The sequence below is a fragment of the Shewanella litorisediminis genome (genome assembly GCF_016834455.1).
In the GTDB taxonomy this organism is placed as follows: domain Bacteria; phylum Pseudomonadota; class Gammaproteobacteria; order Enterobacterales; family Shewanellaceae; genus Shewanella; species Shewanella litorisediminis.
This window is the reverse complement of the sequence record NZ_CP069213.1, coordinates 779229-793138: the sequence shown is the minus strand read 5'-3', so window position 1 is coordinate 793138 and position 13910 is coordinate 779229. Positions and strand designations below refer to the sequence as shown.

Genomic DNA, 13910 nt, shown 5'->3' with positions numbered 1-13910 from the left:
AGTCAGAACAGCCAAATTTTTTGATTAAGCCCCTGAACCAGCCTTCAAATCAGCAGTGCGAAACCATTCGAGATCTTTCAGACCTCGGTTCGCAGACAATGGATAGATACCCACTCCTTGTTAATCGCCCATACATTTCTGCCAATTGGTGAATCACTGCGGTGGACGCGTGTTTAGTATGCGATGGCATGACTTCGGCTTCAACCTGTTCACGCAGACTTGCAGCGCGAAGCAAAAACACCATGCTTTTTGTATTCATCCACGTCTGGTTTGCCCCCAGGGCGGGATTCCACTTTGTGCATAATTTAGCCAAAGAGCAGCTCTGAACGAAATACAGGGCTCCAAGCTGCACGCCGGCGCTTACCTGCAAGGCTGTCTTTCTTGCCATTGTGCTGTTTTATTGCACTTAGTGCCGCACGGTTGAATAGGGCCAAATGTTTAGCACCCTCTGGATCTGACACTTTCAAAGCATCCTCGCGAAAAACAACGTCCAGCACCCAGTGCAGTTGGTTCTCAACGGCCCAGTGGTCGCGGATTGTGCGAGCTGCTTCCTCAGCGTCCACTGGCAGGGAGCTGACGTACCAACGTGACGAACATGATGTGCTACCATTAACAGTCCGCTCGCTGGCGACCTCTATCAGTGACTTTATATGGGGCCATTTCTTTTTCAGGTCTGGTGACAACTCGGCTTCAGTTTGCATCACGGTCCTGCACTCCTTGCGGCCATGACCGGTGTTGGACTGTTCATACGTTTCCAGTTCCTTTGAGTCATAAAGGTTACGGAATGACGCCTGCACTTCCTCAAGCAGCGCTTTTTGATTGGACTTCACCTGGATCACGAAATCGCCTTTGCGCTGTGTAATTGTGCTCATGGTGGCGACCTGGCAGTGCAACGCGTCGAGCGTGACAATTGCGTTATCCAGTGCCAAGGCATCAATCACGTTTCGGGCAATCTCGGCTTCTTTGCCTTTGGTATTCGAACTGTCCTGATAAAGCGTGACACCGTTGCTGACATCGAACGCACTGACGACATGAAGTGCATTTTTAACGTCGTCACTCCACGCACCGCGCATCGTTTTACCGTCAAGAGCGATGACCGACTTACCTTCGCTCTGCCGTTTCTCGTTGATCCAGCTGAACACCGTTTGCAGCAGAAGCTCACTATCCAAGGCTTTGATAATGTTGGCGATACAGTGTCGTCTGGGGATACCATACTCAAACTGGCGGTACTGCCGTAACCAGTCGAGTTGTTCTTCACCGAACTCCTGGATCGACTTCCAGCCGGTTGCACCGCTGAGTACGGCAGAGAGTGTCAGGAAGACTACGTCAACCAAGTTGTGTTTAAGATTGATTTCCTTACGAGGATCGGGCAGTGTTTCAAGGTGTTCCAAAAGATTCATGTCTGTCAGCTGGTTATGACTAATGCTGATCTGATCATAAGGCTGTGTAAAAGTTCAACTCAAAGTGGGATCCTGCCCTGGGTTTGCCCCTTTATTCAGGTCTTGAGGCAAAGACGGCGCTTTATTGCTACAATAGGCTCGCTTTTGGGCGGAGTCGGCATCTGTCCCTCCCTGAAGTACCAGACAGACGATTCGCAACGCTTTTGAGCCACTCGTCAGACAACTCGTAAAACCACAGTGATAACGCCATTTCAGTGACCCGGCCTAAGCCTGGTTACCCACCACAGGATACCTTCCTTGAGCAATTCAGATACCCAGCCTTCACTGGCATTCTCAACCCTTAAGCTTAAAACAGAACTGCTTGAGAACCTGTCCTCCATGGGCTACCACGAGATGACGCCCATTCAGGCCCAGAGTTTGCCAGCTATTCTGGCGGGTGAGGATGTGATTGGTCAGGGCAAGACAGGCTCGGGTAAAACCGCGGCCTTTGGTTTGGGGTTACTGAACAAGCTGGATGTGAAGCGTTTTCGTATTCAGACCCTGGTGCTGTGCCCCACCCGGGAGCTGGCCGATCAGGTGGCCCAGGAAATCCGCACCCTCGCCCGGGGTATCCACAACGTAAAGGTACTCACCCTCTGTGGTGGCGTGCCCATGGGGCCACAGGTAGGCTCGCTGGAGCATGGCGCCCACATTATCGTAGGCACGCCGGGGCGAATTGTGGACCATCTTGAGCGCGACCGCCTCGATTTAAGTAACCTCAACATGTTGGTGCTCGATGAAGCCGACCGCATGCTTGAAATGGGCTTTCAGCCACAGCTGGATGCGATTATCGCAAGAGCCCCCCGTGAGCGTCAGACCCTGCTGTTCAGCGCCACCTTCCCCGAAGAAATTCAATCCATTGCCCAGCAGGTGATGTATAACCCCGTGATGGTGAAAGTGGCCACAACCCACGAAAAAAGCACCATTGCCCAGCACTTCTTCCATTTGGACGACGATGCAGCCCGCATGCAGGCGCTGCAATTGTTGCTGCTTGAACATAAGCCAGAAAGTGCTGTGGTGTTCTGTAACACCAAGCGAGAAACCCAAAAGGTGGCTGATGAGCTCACCAATGCGGGGTTCAGCGTGCTGGCGCTGCACGGCGATTTGGAGCAGCGCGACCGGGACGAGACCCTGCTGCAGTTTGCCAACAAGAGCGCCTGCGTTCTGGTGGCCACCGACGTGGCCGCCCGGGGTTTGGATATCGATGCCCTCGATGCGGTATTCAACTACCATGTGGCCCACGATACCGAAGTGCATATTCACCGCATTGGCCGCACCGGCCGCGCGGGCAGTAAGGGCGCCGCCTTTACCTTCTATAACGACAAAGATGGCTACAAGATAGCCCTGCTGGAAGAGTACCTGGCGCGCGAGATTCAAAGCGAGCCGCTGCCTTCAGCAAGCCTGCTTGGCAACACGCCCCAGGCGCCTGCCATGATCACCTTGCAAATTGATGGCGGTAAAAAGGATAAGCTGCGTCCCGGCGATATCCTGGGAGCCCTCACCGGCGACAACGGCATCGAAGGTGCCCAGGTGGGCAAGATTCTGGTGACCGACTACCGCGCCTATGTGGCGGTTAACCGTAAGGTGGCTAAAAAGGCCCTCGGTAAAATCACCTCTGGCCGCATTAAAGGCAAGTCTTACCGCGCCTGGCTGATGAAGTAAACCGGGTATCCAAGGTAAAAAAGGGCTGCAGTAGCGGCCCTTTTTTATTGCGCTGGATGCGGCCCTGATTGTTATTCAGCGGCATAGTCAGAGCAAGGTTCAGCTGGCTGTAATGCGGTTCATTGTCAGTAGCCGGTCAGCAGGCGCTTGTTGAGCCTGTCCAGATCCATGCTGCGGCCACGCACCGTGATGCGCATACCCGACTCGTGATATTCCTCGTCGATGACCTGCATCTTGCCGTGAATGTCCCCCATCAGTGCGCTGGCGGCGTAGGGGATATTAAAGCAAGCACTGTGCATCTGATTGGCAATGGCATCGACTATGGCCTGATGTACCCGGGCCACATCCTCAGGATCCAAGGCACTGATTTGCAATGCATCGGGGAACTCCTGTGCCAGCGCGGCCCGCTCATCGGAGCTTAAGCAGTCAACCTTGTTCAAAAACAGCAACTTGTCTTTTCCACCCAAGCTGATTTGCGACAGTACCGAGCGCACCACCTCAAGCTGGGTGCGAAAATCCCGGTCACTCGCATCCACCACATACAAAAGCAGGCTGGCGTCCCTGGCTTCTTCCAGGGTGGAGTGGAACGCAGGCACAAGATCGTGGGGCAACTTATTGATAAAGCCCACCGTATCAGAAACCAGAATCCGCGGCTGGGTCTGAGGCGAGAGTGCTCTTACCGTCGTATCCAGGGTCGCAAACAGCTTGTTTTCCACCAGCACATCTGAGCCGGTAAGCGCGCGCATCAGAGAGGACTTACCCGCGTTGGTATAGCCCACCAGCGCCGCCACCGGGATATCTGCACGACTGCTTTTTTGCTCCTGCATCACCTCCTGCACCTTTTTGAGGTCGCGCCTCAACTCGGCCTGCTTGTCACGGATAGCACGGCGTTCAAGCTCCAGAGCACTCTCCCCCACACTGCGGCCCCCGATGCGCTGTCTATCACCGCTGTGTTCACGGCGTACTCTGGGAGTTAAATAGTTGAGCCGCGCCAGTTCCACCTGCAAGCGCGCCGTTTTACTGCTGGCATGGCGGCTGAAAATCTCGATGATGATACCGGTGCGGTCAAACACCTCGACGCCGAGCGCATCTTCAAGGTTTCTAAGCTGCATCGGGCTTAAGTCGCAGTCGAACACCACCACATTGGCATGCTGGCGCTGACTGCCCGCCAAAAAAGCCTCCAAACCGGCTTCATCAATGTTGGCCAGGGAGTCATCGGCCTCATCCAAGGCGCCGGTCATCCGGGCGAGCTGCTCCAGCTTGCCGCTGCCCAGTACCGACAGGCGCTTGGTGGACTGTTGCCTTTGGGTCTGTGTCCCATGCACGGCAAACCCCAGGGTGCTCACCAAACGGGCCAGCTCCGCAAGAGAACTTTCTACCTCTCGGGCACCTATGTTGGGGGTGTGGATGGAAATGAGCAGGGCTCGGGGGGCGATTTGTTCTTGGATATCTGGCATAGAGGCTCACAGCAGCGGCAGACCTGAATTCAGGCACGGGGGCTTCACAGCACAATACTCAGGCTGTGATGCCGCCTTTATACGAGAGATAGGCGCAACAATCCAGCTCAGGAGCCCACCCTGATAAAATATTTTTTTGCCGGACTTTGGCCACTGAAATAGCAGATTTTTTGCTGCCCATAGACGGGGCAAAAGTAATGCCTGCTCCGGTGAAAGGCCCCTATTGCAATAGCGCGCCTTGAACGCCACACCCTGATTTTTGCCGGTGGCTGAAAGATTTTTACCGGCTGCCGTGTCTATTGATACATCACAACATATTCTTCAACTACCAAATGGAGTTGCCGTGAACATGGAAAAACACAGAACCCTCGCCAAAGTCTGCCTTATCACCAGCCTGAGTCTTATTTCATCTGCAGCCATGGCGAGCGACAAAAGTATTGCCGAATTGGTGGATGCCGTTAATGGCACCCTGGACGACGCCAGCCGTGAGGCGGGCAAAAAAGTTAAACTCAGAAATCATGCCAAAGGCTTTTGTACCTCGGGCAGCTTTATCCCTGCGCCTGAATTGCAGCAACATCTGGACATTCCTTTCTTCAATCAGGGCCCTATCAAGGTCACGGCACGCTTTTCGTTAGGTGGCACCAATGCGAAACTGTCCGATAAAACCCCGGGACGCTTTATGTCGCTGAAGATCGATGGCGACAAAGAAAGCCTTAACTTTGTTACCACCAATGTGCCCATCTTCTTTGCCAGTAATCTGGACGACTTTTACAGCTTCCAAACCAAAATCAAAGAGGGGCCCGAAGGCAAGCAATGGCTTGTGGACAATAAGCCCGATGCCAAACGCTTTCTCGATTATGTGGCGCAGCTGCCACCGAGCCCCAGCTTCGCGAGCAGCCGCTACTTTGGTGTAAACAGCTTTTATTTCCGTCAGTCTCAATCGGGCAAAACAGCAGAGCCCATTGCCGGTAAATGGATTTTTGAGCCACTGGCAGGCACCGCGGCCCTCAGTAAAGACGAGCTTGCCACAATGGATGACAACTTCCTGAAACCAGAGTTGCTGGCGCGTATTCAGACACAACCGGCCCAATGGGAGCTCTACATTCAGCTGGCAGAAGAAGGCGATATCATCAACGATCCCACCGTCACCTGGCCGGACTCACGTACCCGGTTATTGGCGGGCAAGCTGGTCATCGACGGACAAAGAGACAACGCCCCCGACGTTACCCAATGCGGTGAAGGTATCTTCAATCCCGTGCTGCTGCCAAAGGGCATTACCCCTTCTGCCGACCCGATACTCAATGCCCGCACACCGGCCTACATTGAGTCCTTTATTCGTCGCAGATAAGCATGCGCCCGATAAATGCCCGGCTCCCATGCCGGCCGGGCAGATTACCGCTCACGCGCTTGCCCTGAACACTACAGGTATTGAGACGGCATCAACTTCCGCATTCAAGTCTGCTAGAATCCGCCCATCCTGATGTTTGACTGAGGTTAAAGGAAACGCGATGAACCCCATTATTGCGCTGCTCAAAGAGCACAATGTGAGTGATGAGCAGGTAAAAAGCCTGTTCCAAACCCTGACCGAAAACCCGCTGATGGCCATGGGCGTGCTGGGCCAGCTTGGTATTGCACCTGAAAAACTCCAGGGCATGATGATGCTGGTGATGCAAAATCCAGGGCTTATCAAAGAGGCGGTGGATGAGCTGGGGCTGGATTTTGCCAAAGTCGAGGCTGCCAAGGCCCGGTTTGATGAGAGTAAAGCCCAATAGGCGCTTAATTTGCCGGTCAATCAGACTGGCCTTGCGTGCTTGAACAAACGGCAGAATCCAGTTCTGCCGTTTTTATTGGCGCTCAGACCATATTCACGTCAAGACAGGCCTGGTTCCGCCCCAGGCTTTTGGCACGGTAGAGCCTTTTATCGGCCTCACCGAGCAGGGCCTCTGTGCTTTGGTAGCCTGCGAGCCAAATCATGCCTCCAATGCTCACGGTCAGAAAGCCAGTTGCCGATGCCGGATGGGCGATAACAAGCCCGGCTATGGCCGCCTGAATGCGTTCGACAACCCGTTCTACCCCGGTCTGAGGTGTGTTGGGCAGCACTATTACAAACTCTTCGCCGCCATAGCGCGCCACCAAATCCGCCGGTCTGCGGCAACTTCCCCCCAGCGCCTTTGCCACAGAGCGCAGCGCCTCGTCCCCCATCTGATGCCCAAAGCTGTCGTTGTACTGCTTGAAATAGTCGATATCCACCATCAGCACACAAATCGCCTGGGACTGGCGCCTGGCCAACATCAGTTGAGTCTCAAGATATTGATCGAAGAAATGACGATTTTTCACCCCGGTCAGGCCATCCAGAAACGCGAGCCGCCGCAATAAATCACTCTGGCGCTTAAGCATCAAATGGACCTTGATGCGATTCTTCAGGGTGGTGGCGTTGAAGGGTTTGGGGATAAAATCCACGCCACCGGCATCCCAGCAGGCGTTTTCATCGTCCTGACTGTGCAGGCCTGTCACAAAAATCACTGGGATATTGGCAAGCTCAGGATGCTGCTTCATCAGTTTGCAGGTATCCAGGCCACTGAGGTCAGGCATCATCACATCCATCAACACCAGATCCGGCAACATCTCCAGGCATATTTCAATGGCACTGCGGCCCGAGGTGGCCATCAGCACCTGATACTGGCCTTTTATGATGTGATAAACCATCTGAATATTGGCTGGGTTATCGTCAACTATCAGCACCTTGGGCGGGGCATCTTCGCTGCCCGTGAATGGTGGTTCCTGATTTATCATCCTATCTTCTCGAATCCCTGAAAAGCCGATAGTAGAACAAGTGATTGATTAAAATCCAAGTTATTTGCGGCTTCCAGTAACTTTCCGGTGAGCACGGCATCCTGCTCCGCCAAAGGCTCGCGCAGGCTTGTAAGCAAATCCAACGCCGCCATATCTGACTTGCCAAGGAGCTGCTGCAGTGTCGTTAGTTGTGCCGCCAGCTCTGCGTGCGACAGGGCTGTTTGTGAAGTGGCAGCGGACTTTTGCACTTGTGGCGATAGCAGCGTTTGTAACTGCTCAAGCTGCGAAATGGCCTCAGGCAGCAACCTGACCACATTCTCATCGGGGACGACATTCGCTTCACTTTCCTCTCGGCAGCTGGCTTCTGCTTGTTTCAGAAGCTGTGCCAGCTCACCAAAGCCGCAACTGGCTGCGCCACTTTTAAGGCTATGGTACTGAATTCTCGCTTCTTTCATCGCAAGTTCAGGCACAGACAGACCCGTTTGTGCCTGGCGTACATCCAGCAAAAACTGATCGATAACACTGGTATAGAGCTCACGGTCCCCCAAACGTTTGCAGGCTTGCTCCAGATCAAGACCATTGGCCTGAGAAAACTGTCTGACCGACTCTGGCAGGGCATCCATGGGCAGCGATAACGTATCGGATATGGCCTCAACAGGCGCGCCTGTAAAGGAGTCCGCACCGAAGGGAACTTCATCAGCGGCGGCAACGCCGGGCATGCTCTCGTACTCAGGCATACTCAGGTGCTGAAGCAACTTTTCCGCGACTTCATCTATCTCAAATGGCTTTGCTATGTGGTCGTTCATGCCCGCATCCCGACAAGCCAGCTTATCTTCCGGCATGGCGTTGGCGGTCATGGCAATAATGGGCAAATCGGCGAGCATAAGCTCGTTGCGAATTTTACGGGTGGTTTGGTAACCGTCCATCCCCGGCATCTGGATATCCATTAACACCAAATCAAACTGCTGACGGGTGAGAATCTCCAATGCCTGAAATCCATCCACGGCCTCGGTAACCTCTGCACCAAGCTGGCCCAACAGACTGGTGGCAATCAGGCGATTGATGGCATTGTCTTCCACCAGCAGGAGTCGCCTGCCGACCAGAATGGGGGCCGATGGCAGATGAAACAACTTGTTCAGGCTATCGTCGCTGTGGCGGTCCAACACCCTTTGCAGGCAGCGCCTCAACATGTCACGGGTCACAGGCTTAATCAGAGTGGCGTCAAATTCCTCTTCCCTGTGCTTAAGCTGCGCCTCGAGCATCGCCTGACTGAAGGCGGTGACAATAACGATACCGGGCTGCCTGGTGAGGGACTCAAGATGGCGCACCCGCGAAGCCAGCTCAAGCCCGTCCAGCCCCGGTAGCTGCCAATCCGCCAGCAGCACATCGAAGGAATCAGGCGCCATGGTTTCTATCGTCTTCAGGGCTGTCAGGCCATTATCGAGCGATGTGACCTCACACCCCAGATCCCGCAGCAGTTCGCTGAACACCAGGCGGGAGGTCTGGTTATCTTCCACCAGCAATACCTTCACGCCACTGAAGCGGGTACCCAAGCTATTTTTAGCGGCATCAAATCCCAGCTGAACATCGATGATGAACGTACTACCCACCCCGGGGCTGCTGGTAACGCGGATGTCACCCTGCATCAGGTGCACCAGCTCACGGGTAATGGCAAGGCCAAGCCCCGTGCCGCCATAGCGGCGTGAAATTGAGGAATCTGCCTGTGAAAAACCTTTGAATATAATTGCTTGCTGGGCATCCGTCATGCCGATACCTGAGTCCTGGATTTCAATATGCAACTGACAGACACCTTTGTCTCCCAGGTCGGCATCGATACGGGTGATGATATTACCTGCCTCGGTAAACTTGATGGCGTTGCTTAACACGTTCAGCAGAATTTGCCTCAGCCTGAGACTGTCGCCAATCAGCTGATCCGGCACAGAAGGCGCAACCTGGTATACCAGCTCGATGTTTTTTTGCTGCACCTGTGAAGAAAGAATACTGCCCATTTCCCCCAGAAGTTGTTGCAGCGAAAAGTCTTGCTGCTCAAGCTCAATCCGGCCCGCTTCAATTTTGGAAAAGTCCAGAATGTCATTCAACAGCGCCAGCAGAGATTTGGCCGCTTGCTGGGTCTTTTGCAAATAGTCTCTTGGGCGGGGTGGCAGTTCGGTCTGTAATGTCATTTGCAAAAGCCCGAGAACCGCATTCATGGGGGTGCGGATTTCGTGACTCATATTGGCCAGAAAGTCAGACTTGGTTCGGCTTGCCTGCAGCGCTTGTTCGCGGGCATCGGCCAGCTCTTGCTCACGCTTTAACTGCTCGGTCAGGTCATAGGCAATCCCCAAATACCCCATGATGTCTTTATCTTCACCATAGAGGGTGGTCACACTGAGTTTTACCGTAACGCGGGCCCCTGTTTTACTGATATAGGTCCAATTATTGGTGTCTGTTTCGCTGAGTCTCGCCTTGGCAACAAAGACGTCGAACCCGGGCTCAACTGGCGTACCCAGTTCATCAGTCAGCTGCGCAGCCCGGCGCACCACTTCGTCTTCCAGATGAAAAACGGCAGGCGTCTGGAGTCCTATCATCTCCCTGGCGCTGTAGCCCAGCAGCCGTTCGGCCGACGGATTAAACACAGTGATAATGCCGTTGGGATCGGTGGCAATAATGGCGTAGGAGGCCGCATTCAGAATGGTCCGCTGCAAGGTGCCCATTTTTTCAAGCTGTGAGGTTCGCTCCTGCACCAGTTGCTCAAGTTTGGCCTTGGCACTGAGCAAGGCTTTTTCTTCGGCACTGGCCAGCTCGCGGCGATGTTGCAATACCACTGCACGGCGCATCCAAACAAGTTGGCCACTGTACACCAGCACGGCGATCAACAGGCTGGTGAGCCAGGCATCGAGCAGCACTGACGTGGGTTCCGGCAAGGCCATCCGCTGGATGAACGTGGGGTCCGGTGACAGGCTCAAGCGCCAGTCCCGGCCGTAAAGGCCGATATGGGCGTCTACCTGATAGTCGGTTTGAGCAACCTCATGGGCGCCCCGCTGAAAAAACAGCTGCGCCGTGCCATCGGTCACATCATAAATAGACAGTGCCAAATGTTCTTCAAGACCAGAAATGGTGCTCAGCACCTCGTCAATGAGGATTGGCGCGTAGCTCCAGCCAACCAGGTTAGCCATGCCAGACCCGGAGATGGCTTCAGTGTCAGCGGTGCGATACACCGGCATCAGAATCAAAAAACCCTGCAAACTTTTCTGACTGGCCTGCACCAGAGTAATAGGGCCCGTCAGGGTAACGCTGTTTTCCCTTGCCGATCTCAGGGCCGCCTGACGACGGTTGTTCTCTGAGCCTATGTCCAGGCCAATCGCCTGTTTATTATGGGCTTCTGGCTCAACAAAACGGATAATAAAGAGATCGTCTGTATGGGGATTGAGCTGTCGAAGTGCAAAACGTCCATCCGGCCGCTCTCTGGCACTGGCTTCCAGAAACGTGTCCAAAGCCTGAACCGGCACATACTGAATGAAACCAAAGCCCCTGGCGCCGGGGAACTCGTGGCCGTAATCACGGCTTTGGGTGTATACCTGCATGCGGCTATAGTCAAAACTATCCACACCATAGGTGAGCATGGCTCCCCGAAATCCCCTGAGTCCATATTGGTAGAGGGATACCTTTTCCGTCACACCGGTACTTATTTGCTCCAACCTTTGCCCCATGACCTCTTTAATACGCTGATCATTTTCAAGGCGTTGCCGCTCGGCCAGCTGGGCACCAACCACGTAACCCAGGACTAAAATCAGCGCTGGCACCCAGAGTGAAAATAACGACTGACGTGATAAAGACGGCTTCAGCAAATGAGTCCCCGGCATGAGTCCCTCTGTTCAATGAGGTCGTGTATAACGCGCTGAAAAAAGGTGTGGCTTAAATAATAGACCACTATGCTAACGGCCGCATACTCTTTTTTCCCTTTGTACTCGGTGACTTAGCGCCTGAGCATGACCACCATGGCGATGCCTCCGAGGACAGCACAGGCACTGATAACCAGTCGCAAACTCATGGCCTCACCAAGGAGCAGCCAGCCACCGAAAGCAGCAATGATGGGCACACTGAGCTGCACTGTGGCGGCTGTGGTGGCTTCAAGTTTTGGCAATACCCAGTACCAGAGTGCATAGCCAAGCCCCGACGCCAAGGCGCCCGAGGTCATGCCATACAGCACGCCAATACCGGAGAGGGTGAATCCCGGCTCTACGCCGCCTGCCATACCACTCAACACCAACAACACATACAGCAGCAGCGCCAGAGGCACTGCACGAACAAAGTTTCCCGCCGTTGCCGCCAAAGGCGATGCCACACCTCTTCCCAAAAGTGAATAGACTCCCCAACAACACCCTGCGAGCAACATCAAGACCGCACCAAGCGGATCCGGCGCAGCGACACCCGGGAGTAAAAACCATCCCAGCCCCACCATGGCAAGCACGACACCAAATACCTGAAGCGGGCGTAATCTCTCTCCGGCCCAAAATCCATAAGCAATCATGGAACCCTGCACAGCCCCAAACAGCAGCAAGGCCCCGGTGGCAGCACTCAGGCTCTGATAGGCAAACGAAAAAGCCGCCGCATAGCCCAGCAAGGCCAGAGCTGAACGCCAATTGCCCGGCAAAGGCTTATTCCCGGACTGCCATAAGACCAGGGTCGCCAACACCACGGCCCCACTGACCATACGCACCAGGGTAAAACTGGCGGCATCTATGCTGCCTGAGGCCAGCGCCTCACGGCAGAGCAGAGAGTTGGCGGCAAAGGCTGACATGGTCAGCGCGGTCAAACACCACAACCGCACGTTCGAATGCTGAGACATGGTTTTTGGGGTATTGGTCATCCTATTTCCATCTTGTTTTCACGCCGCGGACAGCTCAGTTCATATTTAATAAAAAACAATCTATTACATACTTTCTCAAGCCCGGTCGGCCATGGTTCAGTTTGGCACAAACCATCAGTATTGCTGCAACGCAGATTACTGGTATCGAAGGGGAACCAGTCAGTGTTCAAGCCGCCCCTGCCCGGTAATCTCAAGTTGTACCGATTTGGAAATAGCTGCCTTAGGAAAAACTGAATAGCAGCATCTACTTTGCCGATTAAATCAGGCGCCATTGTCTGGGCTATACACTGGCAGGTATCCATCAAGGCAGCGCACACCGCCCTGCGCAATCGGGGAGTGTGCACGGCTTTTTTCGCGCCGTGACCGCAATTTTTCTGCACCTTCTGCCGGGTTGGCCTGACCAATAAACCGGCTGTTTGCTCCTCAAAATCACGCTCAAAAAGCAAACCATGCAGCAACAAGCTTGCTACAAACTCGTACAGTTTCCGTTACTTCACAGTGATATAAAAGAGCGCTTTATTTGCGATCAGGTCCGCAAATTGTGGGTTTTGCCCACCCGGTTTGGCATACATAACCTATTGAAAGTATTGCAGCGGGGATGCGGTACTTCCTGATAACCGGCAGGGCATAGCGGTACCGACAATTGTGGATGGAAACATAATAACGACAAGAACGGAGTCATTAATGACAGTGAAACATCCAATGAAAGCCAGCGCAGTTGCTGTGTTCGGTGTCCTGTATCTGGGGATGTCGGGCTATGCCGCAGCAGAGATTGGCATGACGAAAGCCGACAAGGGCGGCTTCTATGTACCCACCTTTACCAGCGAAGATATCAAGGAGTTCAATACTTCGCGTAAAGAAAACCAAGCCGGAGACCTCCTCCTCGCCCCCGGGAAAGTGAATCACGTACTGAACCGACGCCAGCAAAAAGTGTTCGAATTCGACGATTCCATCAAGGGTGAACACACCTTTATCGTACAGTTCGACGACAAGCCGGTGGCCACCTATGAAGGGGGGGTATCTGGTTACGCCCCTACCAAGCCGTTGATGATGCAGAAGTCCGGAGGGATGAACCCAGGCCAGGCTCAGGCGTCTGAGGTAGTAAACTACCAGTCCATGCTCAAGAGCAAGCAGCAGAGTGTGCTGAGCAAGGCCAGTGCCCATGGCGCCCGCTTCGAGCTGAAAAACCAGTTTACCCTGGCCAATAACGCCGCCACGGTTCGCATGACCCAGGAAGACGCCGCGCGTATGGCGCAGGTGCCCGGCGTGAAAAAGATTACCCCAACCCGGGTATTCAAATTACGTACCGATCGCGGTCCGGAATTTATCCATGCCGATGCCGCCTGGAACGGCAATACCAGCTCTGGCCTGAAGGCGCAGGGTGAAGGCATGGTAGTGGGTATCATCGACACCGGGATAAATACCGATCATCCGGCATTTGCCTCGGATGCCGCCTTTACCGCCAGCCATGAAAAAATGGGCGGCCAGTATCTGGGTGACTGTCAGGCAGATGCCAGCCTTTGTAACGATAAGCTGATTGGCGTTTATTCTTACGATGTGATTACCGAGGTCTACAATGCCCCTGAGTTTCAGGATTATGCCTGGCAGACCAAGCTTATCCGTCCCCGCAATGGTGAAGACTACAACGGCCACGGCTAGCACACCGCCAGCACAGCCGCCGGTAACCGC

Annotated in this window: 10 protein-coding genes; 4 read left to right on the top strand and 6 right to left on the bottom strand. The window is 54.1% G+C overall.

The window, feature by feature from the left end:
* Positions 1-305: 305 nt before the first annotated feature.
* The gene (locus tag JQC75_RS03465) at positions 306-1400 is read right to left on the bottom strand and encodes an ISAs1 family transposase (RefSeq protein ID WP_203324635.1); all 1095 of its coding nucleotides are present in this window, start codon (positions 1398-1400) and stop codon (positions 306-308) included.
* Between the two features lie 297 nt (positions 1401-1697).
* Between JQC75_RS03465 and dbpA the strand changes: the two genes are divergently transcribed.
* Positions 1698-3101, top strand: coding sequence for an ATP-dependent RNA helicase DbpA (dbpA, locus tag JQC75_RS03460; RefSeq protein ID WP_203326102.1), 1404 nt, complete (start codon positions 1698-1700; stop codon positions 3099-3101).
* 125 nt (positions 3102-3226) lie between these two features.
* Here dbpA and hflX read toward each other — a convergent pair whose 3' ends face one another.
* Positions 3227-4558, bottom strand: coding sequence for a GTPase HflX (gene hflX / locus JQC75_RS03455; RefSeq protein ID WP_203326101.1), 1332 nt, complete (start codon positions 4556-4558; stop codon positions 3227-3229).
* Positions 4559-4907: 349 nt separating this feature from the next.
* Between hflX and JQC75_RS03450 the strand changes: the two genes are divergently transcribed.
* Both JQC75_RS03450 and JQC75_RS03445 read left to right on the top strand, forming a co-directional pair.
* Entirely contained in the window at positions 4908-5906 is a 999-nt protein-coding gene (locus tag JQC75_RS03450; protein ID WP_203327109.1) for a catalase family peroxidase, read from the top strand.
* Between the two features lie 160 nt (positions 5907-6066).
* Positions 6067-6330, top strand: a complete 264-nt coding sequence (locus JQC75_RS03445; protein ID WP_203326100.1) for a DUF2999 family protein — start codon at positions 6067-6069, stop codon at positions 6328-6330.
* Between the two features lie 82 nt (positions 6331-6412).
* On the opposite strand, the gene JQC75_RS03440 is transcribed toward JQC75_RS03445, so the two are convergent.
* The 4 genes from JQC75_RS03440 to JQC75_RS03425 form a co-directional block, all read right to left on the bottom strand.
* Positions 6413-7351, bottom strand: coding sequence for a GGDEF domain-containing response regulator (locus JQC75_RS03440; RefSeq protein ID WP_203326099.1), 939 nt, complete (start codon positions 7349-7351; stop codon positions 6413-6415).
* Positions 7348-11214 (bottom strand): response regulator, encoded by a 3867-nt coding sequence (locus JQC75_RS03435; RefSeq protein ID WP_203326098.1) that lies wholly within the window; start codon positions 11212-11214, stop codon positions 7348-7350. Before JQC75_RS03435 ends, JQC75_RS03440 begins: the two co-directional genes overlap by 4 nt.
* A 113-nt stretch (positions 11215-11327) precedes the next feature.
* Entirely contained in the window at positions 11328-12221 is an 894-nt protein-coding gene (locus tag JQC75_RS03430; RefSeq protein ID WP_239002072.1) for a DMT family transporter, read from the bottom strand.
* Positions 12218-12679: a hypothetical protein gene (locus JQC75_RS03425; RefSeq protein ID WP_203326097.1), complete on the bottom strand. Its 462-nt coding sequence runs from the start codon at positions 12677-12679 to the stop codon at positions 12218-12220. The genes JQC75_RS03430 and JQC75_RS03425 overlap by 4 nt, the downstream gene beginning before the upstream one ends.
* 226 nt (positions 12680-12905) lie before the next feature.
* Here JQC75_RS03425 and JQC75_RS03420 point away from each other — a divergent pair, with 226 nt between their 5' ends.
* Positions 12906-13880 carry a protease inhibitor I9 family protein gene (locus JQC75_RS03420; RefSeq protein ID WP_203326096.1) on the top strand — a complete coding sequence of 325 codons (975 nt, stop codon included), beginning with the start codon at positions 12906-12908 and terminating at the stop codon, positions 13878-13880.
* Positions 13881-13910: the final 30 nt, after the last annotated feature.